The organism is Streptomyces sp. LaPpAH-108 (assembly GCF_000373625.1).
In the GTDB taxonomy this organism is placed as follows: Bacteria; Actinomycetota; Actinomycetes; order Streptomycetales; family Streptomycetaceae; genus Streptomyces.
In genome coordinates this window covers 473,147-494,099 of record NZ_KB891996.1, presented here as the reverse complement: position 1 = coordinate 494,099, position 20,953 = coordinate 473,147, and the positions used below count along the sequence as shown (strand labels likewise).

Here is a 20,953-nt window from a genome sequence, read left to right as displayed (position 1 = left end):
GTGAGCCGCTCACCCACGCGGCTCAGCAGACCGGAGAAACCCGATGGACATATCGACGACCGACGTACCTCCCCCCACCGGCCGGGCCGCCGCCCGCCGCGCGGACACCGCCCGGGGCACCTCCCGCACCGGTGACCGGGTGTTCCTCGCCCTCTCCCGGGGCTCGGGCATCCTGCTCCTGGTGATCATGGCCGCCATCGCGGTCTTCCTCACCTACCGCGCCTCCCTCGCGATCAGCGCCGACCACGGCAACTTCCTGACCACCTTCGAGTGGAACACCAACGCCACCCCGCCGGTCTTCGGCATCGCGGTGCTGGCCTTCGGCACGGTCGTCTCCTCGATCGTCGCCATGGCCCTCGCGGTCCCGGTGGCGGTCGCGATCGCGCTGTTCCTCACCCACTACGCCCCGCGCCGGCTGAGCGGCCCGATCGCCTATGTGATCGACCTGCTCGCCGCCGTGCCCTCCATCGTCTACGGCCTGTGGGGCGCCCTGATCCTGGTCCCGCACATGCAGGGCCTGTACGGCTGGCTGGACGAGTTCTTCGGCTGGACCGGCATCCTCGCCTGGAACGGTGGCGCCCCGCGCGCGATGCTCACCGTCGGCATCCTGCTGGCGATCATGATCCTGCCGATCATCACCAACGTGAGCCGTGAGGTCTTCCGCCAGGCCCCCCGGATGCACGAGGAGGCCGCGCTCGCCCTCGGCGCCACGCGCTGGGAGGTCATCCGCATGGCGGTGCTGCCCTTCGGCCGCTCCGGCGTGATCTCCGCCTCCATGCTCGGCCTCGGCCGCGCCCTCGGCGAGACCATGGCCGTGGCCACCGTGCTCTCCCCGAGCTACGAGATCCAGGCCAGCCTGCTCGACCCGGGCGGCGGCACCTTCGCCCAGAACATCGCCTCCAAGTTCGGTGAGGCCACCGAGCAGGGCCGCGACGCGCTGATCGCCTCCGGTCTCGTCCTGTTCGTCATCACCCTGCTGGTCAACGGCGCGGCCCGCGCGATCATCGCCCGCCGCAAGGAGTACTCGGGGGCCAACGCATGAGCACCGCAGCCAACGGCACCGGCGTGAGCAACCTGCACGCCGCGAGCCTGCCCAAGTGGACCCCGTGGGCCGTCGCCGCCGCGTCGCTGGCGATCGCCGTCGCGATCGGGCTGGGCACCGGACTCCACTCCAAGGTCCAGTGGGGCCTGATCGCCGCGCTCCTCTTCATCCTCGGGACCTACGGCGTCGCCGCCCGGGTGGAGGGCCGCCGTCAGGCCAAGGACCGGATCGCCACCTCGCTGGTCTGGGTGGCCTTCCTGCTCGCCGTGGTCCCGCTGGTCTCCCTGGTGTGGGTGACCGTCTCGCGCGGCGTGAAGGTCCTCAGCCCGTACTTCCTGAGCCACTCGATGGGCGTCGTCGCCGACTCCGAGCCGGGCGGCGGCATCTACCACGCCATCCTCGGCAGCCTGGAGCAGGTCGGCCTCGCCACCCTGATCGGCGCCCCGATCGGCGTGCTGACCGCGATCTACCTGGTGGAGTACGGCCGCGGGCGGCTCGCCCAGGCGGTGACCTTCTTCGTCGACGTGATGACGGGCATCCCGTCCATCGTCGCGGGCCTGTTCATCCTCAGCCTGATGCTCATCTTCCAGCTGCAGCCCTTCGGCTTCGCCGGGTCGCTCGCCCTGGCCATCCTGATGATGCCGGTGGTCGTGCGCTCGACCGAGGAGATGCTCAAGCTCGTGCCGAACGAGCTGCGCGAGGCGTCCCTGGCGCTCGGCGTGCCCAAGTGGCGCACGATCCTCAAGGTGGTCCTGCCGACCTCGCTCGGCGGCATCGCGACCGGCGTCATGCTGGCCGTCGCCCGTATCGCGGGCGAGACCGCGCCGGTCCTGCTGCTGGTGTTCGGCAACTCCTTCATCAACGCGAACCCCTTCGAGGGCGCGCAGGCGTCGCTGCCGCTGTACATCTACCAGCAGTACGCGGCCGGTGCCGACGCGGCCTACGACCGCGCGTGGGCGGCCTCGCTGACCCTGATCGCGTTCGTGATGATCCTCAACCTGGTGGCCCGCGGCGTAGCCCGCTGGAAGGCCCCCCAGACCGGTCGCTGACGCGACCACTCAGCGACTGGAAGTGAAGCGGTAATGGCCAAGCGAATCGATGTGAGCGGACTCACCGCCTACTACGGCTCCCACAAGGCGATCGAGGACATCTCGATGACCGTCGAGCCGCGCTCGGTGACGGCGTTCATCGGCCCCTCCGGCTGCGGCAAGTCGACGTTCCTGCGCACTCTCAACCGGATGCACGAGGTCACCCCGGGCGGCCGGGTCGACGGCAAGGTGCTCCTGGACGACGAGGACCTCTACGGCACCGGCGTGGACCCGGTGTCGGTGCGGCGCGAGGTGGGCATGGTGTTCCAGCGCCCCAACCCGTTCCCCACCATGTCGATCTTCGAGAACGTGGCGGCGGGGCTGCGCCTGAACGGCGGCTTCCGCAAGAGCGAGCTGAACGACATCGTGGAGCGCTCGCTGCGCGGCGCGAACCTGTGGAACGAGGTCAAGGACCGTCTGAACCGGCCCGGCGCCGGTCTCTCCGGCGGCCAGCAGCAGCGGCTGTGCATCGCCCGCGCCATCGCGGTCGAGCCCCGGGTGCTGCTGATGGACGAGCCCTGCTCCGCCCTGGACCCGATCTCCACGCTCGCGATCGAGGACCTGATCGGCGAGCTGAAGGAACGGTTCACGATCGTCATCGTGACCCACAACATGCAGCAGGCGGCGCGCGTCTCGGACCGTACGGCCTTCTTCAACCTGGCCGGGGTCGGCCAGCCCGGGCGGCTGATCGAGATCGACGACACCGAGCGGATCTTCTCCAACCCCTCGGTCCAGGCGACGGAGGACTACATCTCGGGCCGCTTCGGCTGAGCCGGGGAGCCGAGGACTCCCCGCGGTGCTGCATGGCGGTGCCACCGCGGGGATGCGAAAAGGGCCCGCCCCCGGAGAGATCCCGGGGGCGGGCCCATCGCCGTATGCGGGGGAGCTACAGCACGGTCAGGTTGACCAGCTCGAAGGCTCCGGCCGCGACCAGGGCGGCGGCCGGCATGGTGATGAACCAGCCGAGCACGATGTTCTTGGCGACGCCCCAGCGGACCGCGTTGACCCGCTTGGTGGCGCCCACACCCATGATCGCGGAGGTGATCACATGGGTCGTGGAGATCGGCGCCTTGAACAGGTACGCCGTGGTGAACATGATCGACGCACCGGTCGCCTCGGCCGCGAAGCCCTGCGGCGGGTCCAGCTCGATGATCTTGCGGCCCAGGGTGCGCATGATGCGCCAGCCGCCCGCGTAGGTGCCCAGCGAGAGCATCAGGGCGCAGACGATCTTGACCCAGACCGGGATCGGGTCGCCGAAGGTCTCGTTGCCGGAGATCACCAGCGCGAGCACCACGACACCCATGGTCTTCTGGGCGTCCTGGAGACCGTGGCCCAGCGCCATGCCCGCCGCGGAGACGGTCTGGGCTATGCGGAAGCCGCGCTTGGCCTTGTGCGGGTTGGCGTTGCGGAAGAGCCACAGGATGGCCGTCATCACCAGATAGCCGACCACCAGGCCGACGATCGGGGAGAGGAACATCGGGATGACGATCTTCTCGATGACGCCGCTCCACAGCACGTCGATGCCGCCCGCGAGCGCCGCGCCCACCATGCCGCCGAACAGCGCGTGGGAGGACGAGGAGGGCAGGCCGAAGTACCAGGTGACCAGGTTCCAGACGATGGCGCCGACCAGCGCGGCGAAGAGGATGCCCATCCCCTTGCCGCCGTGCGGTGTCTCGATCAGGCCCTCGGAGACGGTCTTGGCGACCCCGGAGCCGAGGAAGGCACCGGCGAGGTTCATCACGGCCGCCATCGCGAGCGCCGCCCGGGGGGTCAGCGCACGGGTCGAGACCGAGGTCGCGATCGCGTTGGCGGAGTCGTGGAAGCCGTTCGTGTACGTGAAGAAGAGCGCGACCGCGACGGTCACGATCAGGGCGAAGGTGTCCATCGACGCCTCAGGACTCCTTGACGGCGATGGTCTCCACCGTGTTCGCCACGTGCTCGAACGCGTCCGCCGCCTCTTCGAGGACGTCCACGACCTGCTTGAGCTTGAGCACCTCGATGGCGTCGTACTTGCCGTTGAAGAGGTGGGCGAGCAGCTTGCGGTGGATCTGGTCCGCCTGGTTCTCCAGCCGGTTGACCTCGATCCAGTACTCGGTGAGGTTGTCCATCGTGCGCAGGTGGGGCATCGCCTCGGCCGTGAGTTCGGCCGCCCGCGCCAGGACCTCGATCTGCTGCTCGACGCCCTTCGGCAGCTCCTCGATGTTGTAGAGGACGACCAGGTCGACGGCCTCCTCCATGAAGTCCATGATGTCGTCGAGCGACGAGGCGAGGTTGTAGATGTCCTCGCGGTCGAACGGCGTGATGAAGGAGGAGTTCAGCTGGTGGAAGATCGCGTGCGTGGCGTCGTCACCGGCGTGTTCCGCGGCCCGCATACGCTCTGCGATCTCGGCTCGGGCGGAGGAGTCCGCCCCGAGCAGTTCCATCAGGAGCTTGGAGCCCGTGACGATGTTGTCCGCTGACGCGGCGAACATGTCGTAGAAGCTCGTCTCCCTGGGGGTCAGACGAAAGCGCACGTGGGGTCCTCGGGGTGCTTCGGTTGGGTCAGGCTGATGCTAGGCGCATCATCCGGCCACGGCTATCGGGCCATTCCCCAGTGTCGCCCATCAGGAAGCATGCTCGGCACGGGGGCGTTGCGCCAAGGGCCCGATACCCCGTGAAGTTGGTTACCATATACCCACCAGGGGTATCTGTTCGGATTGTTTCCGGCCAGTCCGGTGTCCGTCCCCCCTCAAGCCCGTCCGATCCGGAGGCCAGCGATGACGACGACCGAGGCCGGCGCCACGCACGGCTACCACCACCAGAAGGAAGAGCACCTCAAGCGGCTGCGCCGCATCGAGGGCCAGATCCGGGGCCTGCAGCGCATGGTCGACGAGGACACGTACTGCATCGACGTCCTCACCCAGGTCTCCGCCTCCACCAAGGCCCTGCAGTCCTTCGCGCTGCAGCTCCTGGAGGAACATCTGCGGCACTGCGTCGCGGACGCGGCAGTCAAGGGCGGCGACGAGATCGACGCCAAGGTGGAGGAGGCCACGAAGGCCATCGGGCGTCTGCTGCGCACCTGAGCGCTTCCCGCGGAGTCAGGCCAGGGCGGCGCCGCGCTCCTCGGTGACCCGCAGCACCTCGTCGATGCTGGCCAGGCTCAGCCGGTCCTCCGCCGCCGAGGCGGCGATGATCAGCTCGCCGCACAGCTCTATCTCGGCGAGGGCCACGTGGTCCTGCACCGCCGTACCGCCGACCGGAGCCACGCGCGTCACCTCTTCCTGCCGTACCGATGCCGGACCCGGCTTCCTAGAGTAGGCAGCGCTTCACATGCCGCGCATGGCACGGACGGGCTAGTTCGACCCCGGCGGGGCGGACTATCCCGCCCGCCGTCCCACCGGCTATCCGGCCGCGCCCTCGTCGTCCGCGATCTTGCCCGCGTAGATGTCCTCCGGGCGCGGCAGCAGGACCTCGGCGCGGGTGCCGAAGTCGTAGAGCAGGGTGGTCGAGGCGACCGCGACGGCCGCCGCCTGCCTGGTGTTGACGAAGCTGAAGCGCTGGCGGAGCTTGCGGATGCGGCCCCGGTCGTCCAGATAGGCGTCGAACGGGACGACGGCCGTGGCGAACCCTTTCGCCGCCGCGCCGAGCGCCGCCCGGTTGTCCGCCGAGGCCGCGCGGGCCGCCGCGCCCAGGTCGGCGGTGCCCCGGTAGTGCCGCACCGCCGTGCCGCCGACCTTCGTGCGGCCCACGAACGTCGCCGCGCGCGTCCCGCGCAGCACCTCGGCCGCGGCGTACGGATCGGTCGCGCCGCCGGTGACCAGGTTGCCGTCGGACATGCTCGCCGTCTCCACCCGGACCCATTTGTCGGCGGGCACGCCCGCGCCCCGGTTCTTCATGAACAGGGCGCCGGGGGCGAGGAGTTCGGTGATGGGCCGGTGCTCGGGGGCGCCGGTGGGGTCCTCCGGGAGCACGACGGTCAGGCTGCCGAGGCGGCGTTCGAAGTCGTACACCCCGCTGCCCCGGATGGTGACCCGGGTGCCGCCGGTGGCCATCTCCATGGAGGTCGAGGCCCGGGAGCTGCCCGCACCGCGCAGGGTGTCGGCGGCCTGCCGCAGGACGGCCACCGGATCGCCGCTCGCGCCGCTCACCCCCTCGGCGGCGGCCCCGCTGGAGGAACACCCGGTGGTGCCCGCTCCGAGCCCGACGGTGAGTCCCATCACGCCCGCCGCTACGACCGTCCTGCCCGCGCGCGTGTGCTGCCGCCGATCCATGGCCTGCCTTACCCCCAGCCGGTTGCGTCCGTTGGGCCCCCTGTCGTTCCCGTTAACGACGGGTAGGGGGTGCCGTCACGCGTGGCGTCAAGCACGTGAGAAGTCAGCGGGTCATACGCCCGTACAAACGCTTCAGATGCCCGAACGAACGTGTCGGTCAGGGCGAGTACGGTGGGGAGCGTGGCGTGGCAGGACGGCCCGGTGGGGGCGCGGCAGGAGCGGGAACACCGCACGACGACGAGCGAGCAGGGCCGGTTCTGCGTGGCCCGGTGCAGCTGCGGCTGGCGGGGTCCGGCGCGACGGGCGCGCAGTCAGGCGCGCGCGGACGCGGAGGCGCACGGCAGCACGCCGTGACGCCCGGCGTGCGCGCCGCTCAGCGCCGCCTCAGTGCCCTCGCAGCGCCGCTTCAGCGCCCGCTTCAGTGCCGCTCGAAGGCGCGGACCAGCGCGGTGTCCAGCAGCTCGCGGTCGCGGGGCCGGGTCAGCCGCTCCCGGGCGGCGTCGGGGGCGAGCCAGACGATCGCGTCCACCTCGGAGCCCGGGGTGAAGTGCCCGTGCAGCGCCTCGGCGGCCCAGTAGCGGACCTCCTTGGGGCGGCCGGCCACCGGATAGCGCAGGGTCGGCAGCTCGGCGCCCGGCTCCGCCGCGTACCCGGTCTCCTCCGCGACCTCGCGCAGCGCGCCCGCGAGCGCGCCCTCGCCCCGCTTGAGCTTGCCCTTGGGGTGGGACCAGTCGTCGTACTTCGGGCGGTGGACCAGGCAGATCTCCAGGCCGCCGGAGGACGGGCGGCGCCAGAGCACACAGCCCGCGGCGAGGACCGGCGGGAAGGACGGCGTGCGGTCGCTCATGGCGTCTCCTCGCTCCGTCACCGTGCCGGGACCGTCCGCCGCTGCCAGGCCTGCTGGAAGGCGAAGCGGGCCGCCTCCACCTCGTGCCGCTGGTCGGCGTGCAGGACGCCGAGCGCGTAGGCCGTCGCGGGCGCGATCCGGGCCGTACGCGCCGCCTGCGCCGCCGCGACCGCCGCCTCCGCCGCGTCCCGGTGCCGGTTCAGGGCGTGCCCGGCCGCGCGCAGCCGGGGGTCCTCGGCGGGGGCGGTGGCGCCGTGGGGGACCTCGCGGGCGTAGCGGTGCAGGCGAAGGAGCAGCCGGACCTGGTGCCAGGGGCCGTCCTGGGGGTGCGGGGCCGGGTCGGGGGACAGGCCGTCGGCCAGGGCCTGCGCGTTGTACGGGTGCCCGGCGGTGACCAGGGGCAGCGCGGCGACCGCGCTGTTCAGGCGGTCCTCGGCCGCCGCGGCGTACGGGCCGAGGTCCGCCCCGGCCGCGCCGGGCGCGAGGGGGACGTCGCTGGCGAGGACGGCGATGCGGTCGGCCAGCGCGTGGAAGCGGGCGGAGCCGAGCGCCTCCAGGGCGGTCGAGTGGGCGCGGGCGCGGGCCAGGGTGAGCCTGCGGTCGAGCAGGGCGGCGGCGCGGGCGGCGCCGACGGTGAGGGGGACGGCGGGGGGCGCCTTCGTGGGCGCGGGGACGGTGGTGGCCGCCGGGCCGGGTGCCGTCGTGGCACCCGAGAGCCGGTGCAGGGCGAGCAGCAGCCGGTCCAGGCGGGCCGCGCAGGCGTGTTCCAGGCCCAGGGTGCCCGAGACCCAGGCCAGTTCGGCCCGGGTCTCGTCCGCCCAGTCGGGATCGAGGAGCCCGCGGAAGGTGTACAGGCCCGCGCTGACGCGGCGGGCCGAGCGGCGCAGCGCGCGCGCCGCCTCGGCCGACCCGTCCGCGCCCGAGGCGCCGTTCCCGGTCTCCCGGTGCAGGCGCAGGGCGCGAAGGAACTCCGTGGACCGGGCGCGCAGATGGGCCGCGAGGGCTTCTCCGGTCGCCTCCCCGGGCTCGGAGTCCGCCGGGTCAGGGTGTCGCGGTGCCACGCCGGCGCCTCCGGGCGTCTATGAGCATCTCCTGGATGTTGCGCAGCGGCTGGCCCTCGGCGTCGGTCGCGTGCCGGGTCCATTCGCCGTCGGGGCCGAGGTGCCAGGAGGCGGTGGTGTCGGACATGCCGGTGTCGAGCAGCCGGTTCAGGGTCGCGCGGTGGGCGGGGTCGGTGACCCGGACCAGCGCCTCGATCCGGCGGTCGAGGTTGCGGTGCATCATGTCGGCGCTGCCGAACCACACCTCGGGCTCGCCGCCGTTGCCGAAGGCGAAGACCCGGGAGTGCTCCAGGAAGCGGCCGAGGATCGAGCGGACCCGGACGTTCTCGGACAGGCCGGGGACGCCGGGGCGGATCGCGCAGATGCCGCGCACCCAGATGTCCACCGGCACGCCCGCCTGGGAGGCCCGGTAGCAGGCGTCGATGACCGCCTCGTCGACCATGGAGTTGACCTTGATCTTGACGAAGGCCGGGCGGCCCGCGCGGTGGTGCTGGATCTCCTTGTCGATCCGCGATATCAGGCCGTCCCGCAGGGACTTGGGGGCGACCAGCAGGCGGCGGTAGGTCTCGCGGCGGGAGTAGCCGGAGAGCCGGTTGAAGAGGTCCGAGAGGTCGGCGCCGACCTGGGGATCGGCGGTGAGCAGCCCCAGGTCCTCGTACAGCCGGGCCGTCTTCGGGTGGTAGTTGCCGGTGCCGACGTGGCTGTAGCGGCGCAGCGTCTCGCCCTCCTGGCGGACCACCAGCGACAGCTTGCAGTGGGTCTTCAGACCGACCAGGCCGTAGACCACGTGGCAGCCCGCCTCCTCCAGCTTGCGCGCCCACTTGATGTTGGCGTGCTCGTCGAAGCGGGCCTTGATCTCGACCAGGACGAGGACCTGCTTGCCGGACTCGGCGGCGTCGATCAGGGCGTCCACTATCGGGGAGTCGCCGGAGGTGCGGTACAGCGTCTGCTTGATCGCCAGCACGTCCGGGTCCTGTGCGGCCTGCTCCAGGAACGCCTGCACCGAGGTGGAGAAGGAGTCGTACGGGTGGTGCAGCAGCACGTCCCGCTGGCGCAGCGCGGCGAAGATGTCCGGCGCGGAGGCGGTCTCCACCTCGGAGAGGTCGCGGTGGGTGCCCGCGACGAACTTGCGGTACTTCAGCTCCGGGCGGTCCAGGCTGTGGATGCGGAAGAGACCGGTGAGGTCGAGCGGGCCGGGCAGCGGGTAGACCTCGGCCTCGGAGATCTTCAGCTCGCGCACCAGCAGGTCCAGCACCTCGCGGTCGATGTCCTCCTCGACCTCCAGGCGCACCGGCGGCCCGAAGCGGCGCCGCATGAGTTCCTTCTCCAGGGCCTGGAGCAGGTTCTCCGCGTCGTCCTCCTCGACCTCCAGGTCCTCGTTGCGGGTGAGGCGGAAGGCGTGGTGCTCCAGCACCTCCATGCCCGGGAACAGCTCCTCCAGGTGCGCGCCGATCACGTCCTCGATGGGGACGTACCGGCCGGGGCTGCTCTCCAGGAAGCGGGAGAGCAGCGGGGGCACCTTGACGCGGGCGAAGTGCTTGTGGCCGCTGACCGGGTTGCGTACGACGACGGCCAGGTTCAGCGAGAGCCCTGAGATGTACGGGAAGGGGTGCGCGGGGTCCACGGCGAGCGGGGTCAGCACCGGGAAGATCTGGTGCCGGAACAGCGTGAACAGGCGGGCCTGCTCCTTGTCGGTCAGCTCGCTCCAGCGGACCAGGTGGATGCCCTCCTCCGCGAGCGCGGGGGCGACGTCCTCGTGGTAGCAGGCGGCGTGCCGGGCCATCAGCTCGCGCGAGCGGGCCCAGATCATCTCCAGGACCTCGCGGGGCTGGAGCCCGGAGGCGGAGCGGGTGGCGACGCCGGTGGCGATACGGCGCTTGAGGCCCGCCACCCGGACCATGAAGAACTCGTCCAGGTTGCTGGCGAAGATCGCGAGGAAGTTGGCCCGCTCAAGGAGCGGGGTGTTCGGGTCCTCGGCCAGCTCCAGGACGCGCTCGTTGAACGCGAGCCAGCTGCGTTCCCGGTCCAGGAAGCGGCCCTGCGGCAGCGGGGCGCCGTCGTCGGCCTGGCTCTCCTCGTAGGCGTCGAGATCGGCGTCGAGATCGGGTTCCAGGTCGGAGACGGCCGCCGCGACGGTGTGCGGGCGGTGCGCGGCGATCGAGCCCACGGGGGGCTGCGTCCGGCCGGGGGCCTCGGGTCCGAGGCCCGCGGTATCGGCGGGGGCCGCGGTGGAGGAGGACTGGGCCGGTGCCTGGGCTTCTCGCTGACTCATGAACCCATTCTTCCGTGTCAGGGGCGTCACGGCAGCGTCGAATTTCGCGGAGGGAAGTCTGATGACCTTCCGTCCCGCGTCCCCCTCGGACTCCGGCGAAGCCCCACTGCCGACGTGCTCCATTCCCCGAGCCTCGCAAGCCCCGCTGAATGGCTGGTTACGGGGACATGACGTGGGGGACAGCGGAGGGCGGCTCCCAGGGGAACCGCCCTCCGCCGCCGGTCGGCCGGGTCAGCCGGTGCGGCGGCGCAGTACGGCGAAGGCGGCGGCGGTGAGCAGCGCGGTCAGGAGCAGCAGCAGGGCGGTGGTGGTGAGCTGGAGGGGCCAGTAGTGGGAGGCGGGGTGGTACTGGGTGAAGTACCCGGTGCCGCCGTGCCGCGCGTACAGCCGCTCGCACGCCGCCAGCGCCTCCGCCGAGTCCACCGTGCACGCGGGCGCGGGGACGCGCCCCCCGCCCCGGGTCGCTATGCCGTGTACGACCTCCAGGGCGCCGGGCCGGACCGCGTAACCGTGCTGGAAGTCGTTCACCTTGGTCACCAGCGGCCACAGGTGCGGCATGAGCCGGTGGACGCCGCCGTACAGCAGGGCGGTGGCGGCGAGGGTGATGCCCAGGGAGGGCAGCGTGCGGCGGACCAGCAGCCCGGTCAGCGCGCCCGCCGCGAGCGCGGCCAGGCAGGCGGCGACGAGGGTCGGACCGTTGGTGTAGAAGGCGCGGGGCATCCACCACTCGGGGCGGGGGCCTTGCCGGTCCTCGGGTGCTGCCCAGGCGTACCGGTGCAGGACCACCAGCAGGCCCGCGCCCGCGGTGATCACCGCGGCCGGGAACGCCAGCCGGGCCGCCAGCCAGCGGGCCGGGGTGATGCCCTGCAGCCAGGCCGAGGGCGCGCTGCCGGACTCCGTGCCGGGCGCGGTCAGGGTGACGGCGGCCCAGGCGGCCACGAGGAACGGCAGGACGATCATCGCGTAGGACACCAGGTCGAACACGGTGTAGTAGAAGCCCACGTCGACGGTGCACGGGCCCCTGCGCGGGCACTCCAGCACCTGGTGCCAGCCACGGGTCGCCCGGTCCGCGAGCGGGCCCGCGGCCCACACCAGCAGGGTGGAGCAGAGCAGCACCAGGGCCGCCCAGACGTACAGCGCCCACCGGTGCAGCCGGAACACCCAGCGGGCCGGACGCGGCCGGGCCAGAGGGACGGTGAGGGTGCTCATGCGGCGCGCTCCTCGAAGGTCGTCGCGGTCAGGGCGGGTGCCTCGGGGTTGCGCAGATGGGCGAGGACCAGGTCCTCCAGGCGGGGCGTCTCCGTCTGCCAGGAGTCCGGGAGCGGGCCCTCGGGGCGGAGCAGGGCGGTGACGCTGCGGCCCGTGGCGCGAGACTCGACCACGGTGTGCGGGGTCAGGGCCGCGTCGGCGGGGCCGGTGATCCGGAGGTGGGCGGCGCGCAGGTCGTCGATGTCGCCGGAGAGGCGGACGCGGCCGGAGCCGAGCAGGAGCAGGTGGTCGCAGGACTCCTCCAGTTCCGCGACCACGTGGGAGGACATCGCGATCGTGGTGCCGTGCTCGGCGGCCACGCCCATCAAGGCGCCCATCAGCTCGTGCCGGGCGAGGGGGTCGAGGTCGGCCATCGGCTCGTCCAGGAGCAGCAGTTGGGGAACTTTGCCGAGCGCGAGGGCGAGCGCGACGCGGGTGCGCTGACCGCCGGACAGGGCGCGTACGCGGGCGCCGGGGTCGAGATCGCCGCCCGCGACGATCCGGTCGGCGAGCGCCGCGTCCCAGTGACCCGGGTTCAGATCCGCGCCCATGCGCAGCGTCTCGGCGACGGTGAGCTGCGGGTACAGCGGCTTGTCCTGCGCCACGTACCCGACGCGGACGCGGGCCTCGGCGGGCCGTACGCCCAGGACGCGTATCTCGCCCTCGGTCGGCCGGAGCAGACCCGCCGTCAGGGCGAGCAGGGTGCTCTTCCCGGCGCCGTTGGGGCCGACGACGGCACACACCCGGCCGGTGGGCAGCCGGAACGCGCAGTCGCGCAGCGCCCAGCCGCCCCGCCGTGCGAAGCGTTTGCCGAGGCCGTCCGCCTCGATCGCGGTGTCGCTCATGAACCCTCTCCCTGGAAGCTCTTGTCGAGTACGGAGGTGAAGAGCGCCGCCATGTCGTCCCGGTCCCAGCCCTCGCGGACCGCCCGCGCCGCCCACCGCTCCAGCTCGGCCCGCAGCGGGGAGTCGGCCGGGGCGGCGCCGAGTGTGCGGCGGACGAAGGTGCCGAGGCCGCGCCGGGCCTCCACCAGTCCCTCCCGCTCCAGCTCGCGGTACGCCTTCAGGACGGTGTTGGGGTTGATGGCGGTGGCCTCGACCACCTCGCGGGCGGTCGGCAGCTTGTCGCCGGGGCGGAGTTGGCCCAGGCGCAGGGCCTGCTTGGTCTGCTGGACGATCTGGACGTAGGTGGCGACCCCGCTGTGCCGGTCGATGCGGTATTCGACCACGCGCTGAACCACCCTTTCACTAATTGAGTAGTGGAATGATGGTGTGGAAGAGGGGCGCCCGTCAAGCGTGGACGCCCCTCAACTCACCTCTGGTGCGGCCTCGTTCACGTCTCCGTGCGGTACATCAGGTCCGTCTCGTGGGTCGTGAAGCCGAGGCGTTCGTAGACCGAGACCGCCGCCTTGTTGTCCGCGTCGACGTAGAGCATCGCGGTGGGCAGGCCCTGGGCGGCCAGGTGGCGCAGGCCGATCGTGGTCAGGGACTTGCCGAGGCCGCCGCCCTGGTGGCCTGGGCGGACCCCGAGGACGTAGACCTCGCCCAGGCCCTCCTCGGGGTGGGTCTTGGTCCAGTGGAAGCCGATCAGCTCGCCGCCGCGCTCGGCGAGGAAGAAACCGGCCGGGTCGAACCAGGGCTCGGCCTCGCGGTCGGCCAGGTCGCGCTCGGTCAGCGAGCCCTGCTCGGGGTGGTGGGCGAAGGCGGCGGCGTTCACCGCGAGCCAGGCCGTCTCGTCCTGCCCGGGGACGAAGGCACGCACCGTCACGCCCTCGGGCAGCACCGGGTCGGGCAGTTCGAGTCCGGTCAACGGGCGGCGCATCTGGCGCAGTTCGCGGAAGAGGGTCAGACCGAGCACCTGGGCGAGATGGCGGGCGGCGGGGTGACCGCCGTGCGCCCAGACCCGCAGCCGCTTGCCGGAGGCGGCGAGCAGCGCGGTGCCCAGCGCGCGGCCGTGCCCATGACCCCGGTGGGCCGGGTGGACGACCAGTTCCGCGGCCGGTGCCTCGACCGGGTCGGTGTCCTCCAGCTGCGCGTAGCCCACGAGTTCGCCGCCGAAGTGCAGCAGCAGATGGGACACACCCTCCCGCGCCCCACCGCGCAACTGGAGCCGCCCCTGCTCGGACACCGGCTGCTGCCCGTCCACGGCGGCAGCCGCCGCGAGCAGATCGAGCACGGCCCGGGTCTGCTCCGGCGTGAGTTCGGCCTGGTTCTCGAGAGAGCGGGCGGACACGGCCCGCCCGGAGTCGTCGCTGCTCATGCGTATGAGGGTACGGGGGCGCTCCGCTGGGTATGGCGGGGTACGGCTGAGCGGGGCGACGGCACCTGGCGCGACGGCACGACGGGGTCCGGGCTGCGTGGTGTTACGGCGGCGTGGCCCGGTGGCTCGGCGCGACGGCGGCCCGGCCGTGCGATGCTACGGAGGCCCGAGGCCCGAGGCCCGAGGCCCGAGGCCCGAGGCCCGAGGCCCGAGGCCCGAGGCCCGAGGCCCGAGGCCCGGAACCGGCGGCTCGGCGGCTCGGCTCCACGGCGGCCCGGTGCCCCGGCTCGATGGCGACCCAGTGCCCCAGTGCCCCAGTGCCCCAGTGCCCCGGAGCCACGGAGGCCCGGCGCGACAGGGCGATGGCGGCCCGGCCGTGCGGTGTACGGCGACTTGGTGGCCCGGCGCGCCCGTTGCCACGACGGCCTGGCCGTGCCGTGTTACGGGGGGGTCCGGTGCCCTGGCCTGGTGGCCCGGTGCGACAGGACGATGGCGGCGTGGCCGTGCGGCGGCCCGGCGCCCTGGCCCGGTGGCTTGGCGCGACGGCGGTTGGGCCGTGTGGTGTTACGGCGGCCCGGCGCCCCGCTGGCCCGGCGCCCCGGCCCGGCTCCATGGTGCCCCGGGCCGCGCGTCGTCGCGGTCGGCGCGTCGTCATGGCCGGTCGGCGGCACAGCGTCGCGGTGCCCTGAAGCAACGGCCTCCCGCTGTACCGCGCCACGACGGCCCGGGTCGCGTGTCGTCACGTCCGGGCGGTGTCGTAGCGTCGCGGTGCCTGAAGCAGTGGCCTCCCGTTGTACTGGGCCACGGCGGCCCGGGGCGCGTGTCGTCGCGTCCGGTCGGGGTCGTAGCGTCGCGGTGACTGAAGCAGCAGACTCCCGCTGTACCGAACCCCGAACCCCCGAGCCACAGCGGCAGCGTCACGTCACGTCATGGGGTCTCCGGTGGCGGTACCGGGGCCCCCGGCAGGCGTACCGTCACCAGGGTGCCGCCGCCCGGGGCGCGGGAGAGGGTGACCTCGCCGCCTGCCTGGCGGATGGTGCGGGCGACGATGGAGAGGCCGAGGCCGGAGCCGGGGAGGGCGCGGGCGCTGGGGGAGCGCCAGAAGCGGTCGAAGACGTGGGGGAGTTCGTCGGCCGGGATGCCGGGGCCGTGGTCGCGCACGGTGAGGGTGCCGTCGGTCAGCCGGACTTCCACCGTGTCGCCCTCGGGGCTGAACTTCACCGCGTTGTCCAGGATGTTGACCAGCGCCCGCTCCAGCGCGGACGGCTCCGCGCGGACGTACCAGGGCTCCAGGTCCGCCGTGATCGTCAGCTCGGGACCGCGCAGCCGGGCCCGGCGCAGCGCGGCCTCGGCCGTCTCCTGGAGGGAGACCACCTGGACCCGCTCGCCGTGCTGCCCCTCCGAGCGGGACAGCTCCTGCAAGTCCCCGATCAGCGCGCCGAGTTCGGTCATCTGGGCCTTCACGGAGGCGAGCAGCGCCTTGCGGTCCTCGGCGGGCAGCGGGCGTCCGGTCTCCTCGCTGCGGCTGAGCAGTTCGATGTTGGTGCGCAGCGAGGTGAGCGGGGTGCGCAGTTCGTGCCCGGCGTCAGCGATCAGCTGCTGCTGGAGGTCGCGGGAGCTGGCCAGCGCGGTGGTCATGGAGTTGAACGAGCGGGAGAGCCGGGCCACCTCGTCGTCGCTCTCGTCGACCACCGGGATACGGACCGCCAGGTCCTCGGTGCGGGCCACGTGCTCGACCGCCTCGGTCAGCTTGTCGACAGGCCGCAGCCCCGCCCGGGCCACCGCGAGCCCCGCCGCGCCCGCCCCGACCACCCCGATGCCGGAGACCAGCAGCAGGATCAGCGCGAGGTCGTCCAGGGTCCGCTCGGTGTCCTTCAGGGAGATGCCCACCATGACGGCCACGCCGGGATACGGCTGCACGTCGGGCCCGCCGCCCACCAGCACGGCGCCGGTCATCACCCGCACGTCACCGCCCTTGGAGTCGCTGCCGTCACGCACCCAGCGGGTGCGGTTGGTGGGGTTGCGGGCGACGGCGATGTCCGAGGCGGTCAGCTTCATCGTGCCCTCGGAGTAGGGCGGGACGCAGACCTTGCCGTCGGAGGTGACGATCTGGAGGTAGAGGTAGCTGGGCGGTCCGTTGCCGTCGTCGTTGGGGGACTGGGGGCAGGTCAGCAGCAAGGTGGTGACCTGATCGGCGCTGAGCGGACGGCCGAGGCTCGTGAGCCGGTGGTTCAGCTCGTCCTCCAGCTTGCGCTGGACGATGAACCAGCAGGTCACAGAGACCGCCGCCACCGCGAACGCCACCGCCGCCGCGACCAGCATCGCGAGCCGCGCCCGGATCGGCAGCGCCTGATAGCGGCGCACCAGCCTCCTCACTCGCCGCCGCCCTGCCGCAGTACGTACCCCACGCCCCGGACGGTGTGCACGAGCCGGGGCTCGCCGCCCGCCTCGGTCTTGCGGCGCAGGTACATGACGTACACGTCGAGGGAGTTGGAGGAGGGCTCGAAGTCGAAGCCCCAGACCGCCTTCAGGATCTGCTCCCGGGTGAGGACCTGGCGCGGGTGGGCCATGAACATCTCCAGGAGCGTGAACTCCGTACGGGTCAGTTCCACCGGCCGCCCGCCCCGGGTGACCTCCCGGGTGGCGAGGTCCATCCGCAGGTCCCCGAAGGTCAGCGCCTCGTTCTCCTGGGCCTCGGCGGACACGGTCGCCGCGTAGGTGCTGCGCCGCAGCAGGGCCCTGATGCGGGCGAACAGCTCGTCCAGTTCGAACGGCTTGACCAGGTAGTCGTCGGCCCCGGCGTCGAGTCCGGTCACCCGGTCGCCGACCGTGTCGCGGGCGGTGAGCATCAGTATCGGGGTGGTGTCCCCGGTGCCCCGGATGCGCCGGGCCGCCGTCAGACCGTCCATGCGGGGCATCTGGATGTCCAGTACCAGCAGGTCCGGGCGGCAGGCGGCGGCCTTCTCCAGCGCGTCCGCGCCGTCCACCGCGACCTCCGTGTCGTACCCCTCGAAGGCGAGGCTGCGCTGCAGGGCCTCGCGTACGGCCGGTTCGTCGTCGACGATCAGGATGCGCTGGGGGTCACGGTCGCCTTCGGCGGGGCTCATCGCTCGCGGTTCCTCGGGATGGTGTTGTCGGGCGGGGGCGTCTCTCAGCCTCGCACGTTTCGGGCTTCCGGCGTGGTTGCCGGGGTCAGACGCCGGCCGGGGTCAGCCGGTTGAGGGCGGTCAGCCGGTTCAGCGGCACCTTGCGGCGGTGCGGGCGGGCGGCGGAGGTGCGCAGGCCCATCAGCTGGGGGGCGGGGCTGGGCAGCTCGGGGAGGCGGGGAGCCGGGGTGGGGGCGTGCATCTCGTGCGCCACCTCCAGGGCCAGGGCGACGTCGGCGGGGCCGGTGACACGGGTGTGATGCGTGGTGTACGTGATCATGACGTGCTCCCTGCTGTTCGGTGGTGCGCTTGCCCAGGGCCGTACCGGAGATCTTCCGGGGGTCCTAGTCCGTCGAGCCCGCCCGCAGCTTGGCGAGGTCGGACTTGACGGTGTTCACCGGGATCGCGAAGCCGAGGCCGATGCTGCCCGCGTCCGAGGACGAGGAAGACCGCGAACCCGAGGAGTACATCGCGGAGTTGATGCCGATGACCCGTCCGGAGGCGTCGAAGAGGGCGCCGCCGGAGTTGCCGGGGTTGAGTGAGGCGTCCGTCTGGATTGCCTTGTAGGTGGTGGTGGACGAGCCGGTGTCGCCGTTGAACTCACGGCCGCCGAACTGGAACGGCCAGTCGCCGTCTCCGTCCTGCTGCCCGCCCTGTCCCTGGCTCTGGTCCTCGTCGGTCGAGACGGTCACGTCGCGGTTGAGGGCCGAGACGATGCCGCTGGTCACGGTGCCGCTCAGCCCCTCGGGGGAGCCGATGGCGACGACCGTGTCGCCGACGCGGACGTCGGAGGAGTCGCCGAGCGTGGCCGCCTTGAGGCCGGAGGCGCCGGAGACCTTCAGCAGCGCCAGGTCCTTGGAGCTGTCGGTGCCGACCACGTCGGCGGTGTAGCTCTTGCCGTCGCTGGTGCGGACCGTGACCGAGGAGGCGCCGGAGACCACGTGGTTGTTGGTGATGATCTCGCCGCCGTCGGTGACGACGACGCCGGAGCCGGTGGAGGAGCCGTCCTGGAGGGTGGCGTCCACCTGGACCACGCTGGGGCTGACGGCCGCCGCGACGGCGGCCACCGTGCCCTTCTTGCCCGCGGTCACCACGGGGGTGCCCGCCTGGGCCGAGGCCGAGTCGGAGTGGGCCGCCAGTTCCTGGAAGGCGTAGGCGGTGCCGCCGCCGACCGCAGCCGCGACCAGGGCGACCGCCGCGAGGAGTGCCATGGGCCCTCGCGCCCGCTTCCCCTCCGGAGCCGGACCCGGCGCGTACGGCGGCGGGGACGGCCATGCGGGGGAGGCGGCGGGAGCGGCGTGGGCGGGCGGGGGAGCGTCGGACCCGTAGGGGTTGCCGTACCCGTAGGGGCTGTCGTACCCCTCGGGGCTTCCGTACCCGTCGGCGCCGCTGCGGCGCGTGCTCTCGTCGGTCATACGAAGAGCATGTCCCGTGACCATGAGAGCTTCCTGAGCCCTCCCTGAGAACCCCGCCAGAAGCTGGGGCCTGCTTCATGAGAGGCCCGCTCAGGCGCGGATGAGAGCCGGATAAGAGTGCTGGTGGGGGCGGGCGGACAGCGGGGGAGATCAGCGGGGGCGGTCAGCCGTCCTGGCGGGCGCAGCCGCAGCTCTGGCGGATCTGGAGGCGCGAGGGGAAGGTCTTCAGGCGTTCACGGCGCGAGCCGGCCAGCCGCAGCGCGTCATCCAGGACCAGGTCGACGGCCATGCGGGCCATCGCGGGCCGGTCGGAGGCGACGGTGGTCAGGGGCGGGTCGGCGAGCGCCGCCTCCTTGATGTCGTCGAACCCGGCCACCGCCAGCTCGCCGGGCACGTCGAGCCGCAGCTCGCGTGCGGCGCGCAGGACGCCGATGGCCTGGTCGTCGGTGGAGCAGAAGATCGCGGGCGGCCGGTCGGGTCCGGCGAGGATGCCGAGGGCCACGCGGTAGGCGTCGTAGCGGTTGTACGGCGCCTCGAACAGGCGGCCCTCGGTGGACAGGCCCGCCTCGTCCATGGCGCGCTTCCAGCCCTCGACGTGGTCGGAGACCGGGTCGCCGACGGCCGGGGTGTCGGCGGTGCCGCCCATGCAGGCCACGTACTCGTAGCCGTGCTCCAGGAGGTGGCGCACGGCGAGCTGGGCACCACCGAGGTCGTCGGTCACCACGGCCACGTCGTCGATGGCCTCGGGGCGCTCGTGCAGCAGGACCACGCGGGCGTCCCAGGCGTCGATCTCGGCCGCCGCCTGGTCGTTGAGCGCGTGGGAGACGAGGATCAGGCCGGAGACCCGCATGCCGAGGAAGGCCCGCAGATAGTGGACCTCGCGCTCGGCGATGTAGTCGGTGTTGCCGACCAGGACCATCTTTCCGCGTTCGGAGGCGGCCTGTTCGACCGCGTGTGCCATCTCCCCGAAGAAGGGCTGGCGGGCGTCCGGGATGATCAGCCCTATGAGGTCGGTACGGCGCGAGGCCATCGCCTGGGCGACCCGGTCCGGGCGGTACCCCAGCTCCTTGATCGCCGCGAGGACACGCTCGCGCGTGGCCGGGGCGACCGGCCGGGGTCCGTTGTTGATGACATAACTGACGACGGCTGTCGAGGTCCCCGCCAGCCGCGCCACATCATCCCGAGTCACCTTCGCCACGCGCGGAGTCTACGCGGATCAACCCGCCCTGGGCAGGGCGAGAACGCGCTGGATAGCGGTGCCGGACGGTACGACGAACGCACCGGGGTTCTGCCCAGGGCACCCCCGGTTCATGCATCGGCATACGCGAGCCCGCAAAGGACCACGCCCCGCCCGAAACCAACACCCGACATCCCACACCGCCCCACCCCTTGACGCACGGGCCCCCCGACGCACGGGCTGCCCCCCGGGCCCTGACGGGCTGCCCCCGGGCCCTGACGGGCTGCCCCCGGCCTCGGCGGGCCGAACCCCGGCCTTGGCGGCGGGCTCACCCCCCCCGGCGGCGTGCGGCCTCCCACCTCGGCGCGCGGTCCGACACCGGGACCGGCGCCCGGCATCCCGCACCGGCCCACCCGCCGACGCACGGGCTGCCCCGGCCCCGGCGGCGTGGCTCACCTTGTCGGCGTGCGGCTTCCTGCCTTGGCACGCGGCCCCTGCCTCGGCGCGCGGCCCGACATCGAGACCGGCGCCCGCATCACGCGCCGGTCTACCCGTCGGCGTGCGGGCTGATCCCAGCGCCCGGCGGGCGGCCTCAGGCTCCGGCGGGCGGCTTCGCCTGTCGGCGGGTGGGCTCACTCCTCGGCGGCAGGCTCGCCCTCGGCGCGCGGCCTTCATCCCTCAGCGGCGGACGGATCCCCCCCCGGCGGGTGGGATCGCCCCTCGGCGTGCGGGCTCACCCTATCGGTGCGCGGTCTCCCGCCTCGGCCGGAGGCCTTACGCCTCGGCCGTGATCTCCGCTTCCTTGCGTGCGGCGGCGGTGTCCGCAGCGGCCGTCTTGGCGCGCTCCCGCTTGGCCTTGGCCTCCTCGGTGCCCCGCTCGCCCCTCGGCGGCGGGCTCACCCTGTCGGCGTGCGGCCCCTGCGTCGGTGCGCGGCCCGACACCGGGACTGGCGCCCGCATCACGCGTCGGTCTACCCGTTGGCGTGCGGGCTGATCCCGGCGCCCAGCGTGCGGCCTCAGGCTTCGGCAGGCGGGCTCACCTTGTCGGTGTGTGGCTTCCTGCCTTGGCGCGTGGCCTCTGCCTCGGCGCGCGGCCCGACATCGGGACCGGCGCGCGGCATCCCGCACTGGTCCACCCGTCGGCGTGC

Annotated in this window: 22 protein-coding genes; 5 read left to right on the top strand and 17 right to left on the bottom strand. The window is 72.8% G+C overall.

Annotated features, from left to right (window positions below; translation table 11 throughout):
• Nucleotides 1–43 precede the first annotated feature (43 nt).
• Genes pstC through pstB form a run of 3 tightly spaced genes read left to right on the top strand, consistent with a single transcriptional unit; the run spans nucleotide 44 to nucleotide 2,901 of the window.
• Nucleotides 44–1,042 (top strand): phosphate ABC transporter permease subunit PstC, encoded by a 999-nt coding sequence (gene pstC / locus B079_RS0124525; RefSeq protein ID WP_018548495.1) that lies wholly within the window; start codon nucleotides 44–46, stop codon nucleotides 1,040–1,042.
• A complete protein-coding gene (pstA, locus tag B079_RS0124520; RefSeq protein WP_018548494.1) occupies nucleotides 1,039–2,091 on the top strand; it encodes a phosphate ABC transporter permease PstA in 1,053 nt (350 codons plus the stop codon). Before pstC ends, pstA begins: the two co-directional genes overlap by 4 nt.
• A 33-nt stretch (nucleotides 2,092–2,124) precedes the next feature.
• Complete coding sequence (pstB, locus tag B079_RS0124515) at nucleotides 2,125–2,901, top strand: phosphate ABC transporter ATP-binding protein PstB (RefSeq protein WP_018548493.1); 777 nt, start codon at nucleotides 2,125–2,127, stop codon at nucleotides 2,899–2,901.
• A gap of 115 nt (nucleotides 2,902–3,016) precedes the next feature.
• Here pstB and B079_RS0124510 read toward each other — a convergent pair whose 3' ends face one another.
• On the bottom strand, nucleotides 3,017–4,015 hold the full coding sequence (locus B079_RS0124510) for an inorganic phosphate transporter (RefSeq protein WP_018548492.1): 999 nt from the start codon (nucleotides 4,013–4,015) through the stop codon (nucleotides 3,017–3,019).
• 7 nt (nucleotides 4,016–4,022) lie between these two features.
• A complete protein-coding gene (locus B079_RS0124505) occupies nucleotides 4,023–4,643 on the bottom strand; it encodes a DUF47 domain-containing protein (RefSeq protein ID WP_026249045.1) in 621 nt (206 codons plus the stop codon).
• Between the two features lie 243 nt (nucleotides 4,644–4,886).
• Here B079_RS0124505 and B079_RS0124500 point away from each other — a divergent pair, with 243 nt between their 5' ends.
• Nucleotides 4,887–5,192: a metal-sensitive transcriptional regulator gene (locus B079_RS0124500; protein ID WP_018548490.1), complete on the top strand. Its 306-nt coding sequence runs from the start codon at nucleotides 4,887–4,889 to the stop codon at nucleotides 5,190–5,192.
• Nucleotides 5,193–5,207: 15 nt separating this feature from the next.
• Here the strand turns inward: B079_RS0124500 and B079_RS35590 are convergent, their stop codons facing one another.
• Both B079_RS35590 and B079_RS0124490 read right to left on the bottom strand, forming a co-directional pair.
• The gene (locus B079_RS35590; RefSeq protein ID WP_199586844.1) at nucleotides 5,208–5,375 is read right to left on the bottom strand and encodes a hypothetical protein; all 168 of its coding nucleotides are present in this window, start codon (nucleotides 5,373–5,375) and stop codon (nucleotides 5,208–5,210) included.
• 135 nt (nucleotides 5,376–5,510) lie between these two features.
• The gene (locus tag B079_RS0124490) at nucleotides 5,511–6,380 is read right to left on the bottom strand and encodes a hypothetical protein (protein ID WP_026249044.1); all 870 of its coding nucleotides are present in this window, start codon (nucleotides 6,378–6,380) and stop codon (nucleotides 5,511–5,513) included.
• Between the two features lie 180 nt (nucleotides 6,381–6,560).
• On the opposite strand from B079_RS0124490, the gene B079_RS0124485 reads away from it, so the two are divergent.
• Nucleotides 6,561–6,734, top strand: coding sequence for a hypothetical protein (locus B079_RS0124485; RefSeq protein WP_199779965.1), 174 nt, complete (start codon nucleotides 6,561–6,563; stop codon nucleotides 6,732–6,734).
• Nucleotides 6,735–6,798: 64 nt separating this feature from the next.
• Here B079_RS0124485 and B079_RS0124480 read toward each other — a convergent pair whose 3' ends face one another.
• The 13 genes from B079_RS0124480 to B079_RS36365 all read right to left on the bottom strand — a co-directional run bounded on the left by B079_RS0124480 (nucleotide 6,799) and on the right by B079_RS36365 (nucleotide 20,705).
• Nucleotides 6,799–7,227, bottom strand: coding sequence for an NUDIX hydrolase (locus B079_RS0124480; RefSeq protein ID WP_018548486.1), 429 nt, complete (start codon nucleotides 7,225–7,227; stop codon nucleotides 6,799–6,801).
• A 17-nt stretch (nucleotides 7,228–7,244) separates the two neighbouring features.
• Nucleotides 7,245–8,288 (bottom strand): CHAD domain-containing protein, encoded by a 1,044-nt coding sequence (locus B079_RS0124475; RefSeq protein WP_018548485.1) that lies wholly within the window; start codon nucleotides 8,286–8,288, stop codon nucleotides 7,245–7,247.
• Nucleotides 8,269–10,560 carry an RNA degradosome polyphosphate kinase gene (locus B079_RS0124470; protein ID WP_234016858.1) on the bottom strand — a complete coding sequence of 764 codons (2,292 nt, stop codon included), beginning with the start codon at nucleotides 10,558–10,560 and terminating at the stop codon, nucleotides 8,269–8,271. Before B079_RS0124470 ends, B079_RS0124475 begins: the two co-directional genes overlap by 20 nt.
• A gap of 231 nt (nucleotides 10,561–10,791) precedes the next feature.
• Complete coding sequence (locus B079_RS35310; protein WP_018548483.1) at nucleotides 10,792–11,769, bottom strand: hypothetical protein; 978 nt, start codon at nucleotides 11,767–11,769, stop codon at nucleotides 10,792–10,794.
• The gene (locus B079_RS0124460; protein ID WP_018548482.1) at nucleotides 11,766–12,653 is read right to left on the bottom strand and encodes an ABC transporter ATP-binding protein; all 888 of its coding nucleotides are present in this window, start codon (nucleotides 12,651–12,653) and stop codon (nucleotides 11,766–11,768) included. Before B079_RS0124460 ends, B079_RS35310 begins: the two co-directional genes overlap by 4 nt.
• Nucleotides 12,650–13,036, bottom strand: coding sequence for a GntR family transcriptional regulator (locus B079_RS0124455; protein WP_018548481.1), 387 nt, complete (start codon nucleotides 13,034–13,036; stop codon nucleotides 12,650–12,652). The genes B079_RS0124460 and B079_RS0124455 overlap by 4 nt, the downstream gene beginning before the upstream one ends.
• Before the next feature lie 104 nt (nucleotides 13,037–13,140).
• A complete protein-coding gene (gene mshD / locus B079_RS0124450) occupies nucleotides 13,141–14,067 on the bottom strand; it encodes a mycothiol synthase (protein WP_018548480.1) in 927 nt (308 codons plus the stop codon).
• Nucleotides 14,068–14,994: 927 nt separating this feature from the next.
• Nucleotides 14,995–16,389, bottom strand: coding sequence for a sensor histidine kinase (locus tag B079_RS0124445; protein ID WP_420705789.1), 1,395 nt, complete (start codon nucleotides 16,387–16,389; stop codon nucleotides 14,995–14,997).
• A 50-nt stretch (nucleotides 16,390–16,439) separates the two neighbouring features.
• Entirely contained in the window at nucleotides 16,440–17,174 is a 735-nt protein-coding gene (locus B079_RS0124440; protein WP_018548478.1) for a response regulator transcription factor, read from the bottom strand.
• Between the two features lie 85 nt (nucleotides 17,175–17,259).
• Nucleotides 17,260–17,493 carry a hypothetical protein gene (locus B079_RS32675; RefSeq protein WP_018548477.1) on the bottom strand — a complete coding sequence of 78 codons (234 nt, stop codon included), beginning with the start codon at nucleotides 17,491–17,493 and terminating at the stop codon, nucleotides 17,260–17,262.
• A 64-nt stretch (nucleotides 17,494–17,557) separates the two neighbouring features.
• Entirely contained in the window at nucleotides 17,558–18,628 is a 1,071-nt protein-coding gene (locus tag B079_RS0124430) for a S1C family serine protease (RefSeq protein ID WP_018548476.1), read from the bottom strand.
• A gap of 163 nt (nucleotides 18,629–18,791) precedes the next feature.
• On the bottom strand, nucleotides 18,792–19,826 hold the full coding sequence (locus tag B079_RS0124425) for a LacI family DNA-binding transcriptional regulator (RefSeq protein ID WP_078496075.1): 1,035 nt from the start codon (nucleotides 19,824–19,826) through the stop codon (nucleotides 18,792–18,794).
• Between the two features lie 753 nt (nucleotides 19,827–20,579).
• The gene (locus B079_RS36365) at nucleotides 20,580–20,705 is read right to left on the bottom strand and encodes a hypothetical protein (protein ID WP_267880477.1); all 126 of its coding nucleotides are present in this window, start codon (nucleotides 20,703–20,705) and stop codon (nucleotides 20,580–20,582) included.
• Between the last annotated feature and the right edge of the window lie 248 nt (nucleotides 20,706–20,953).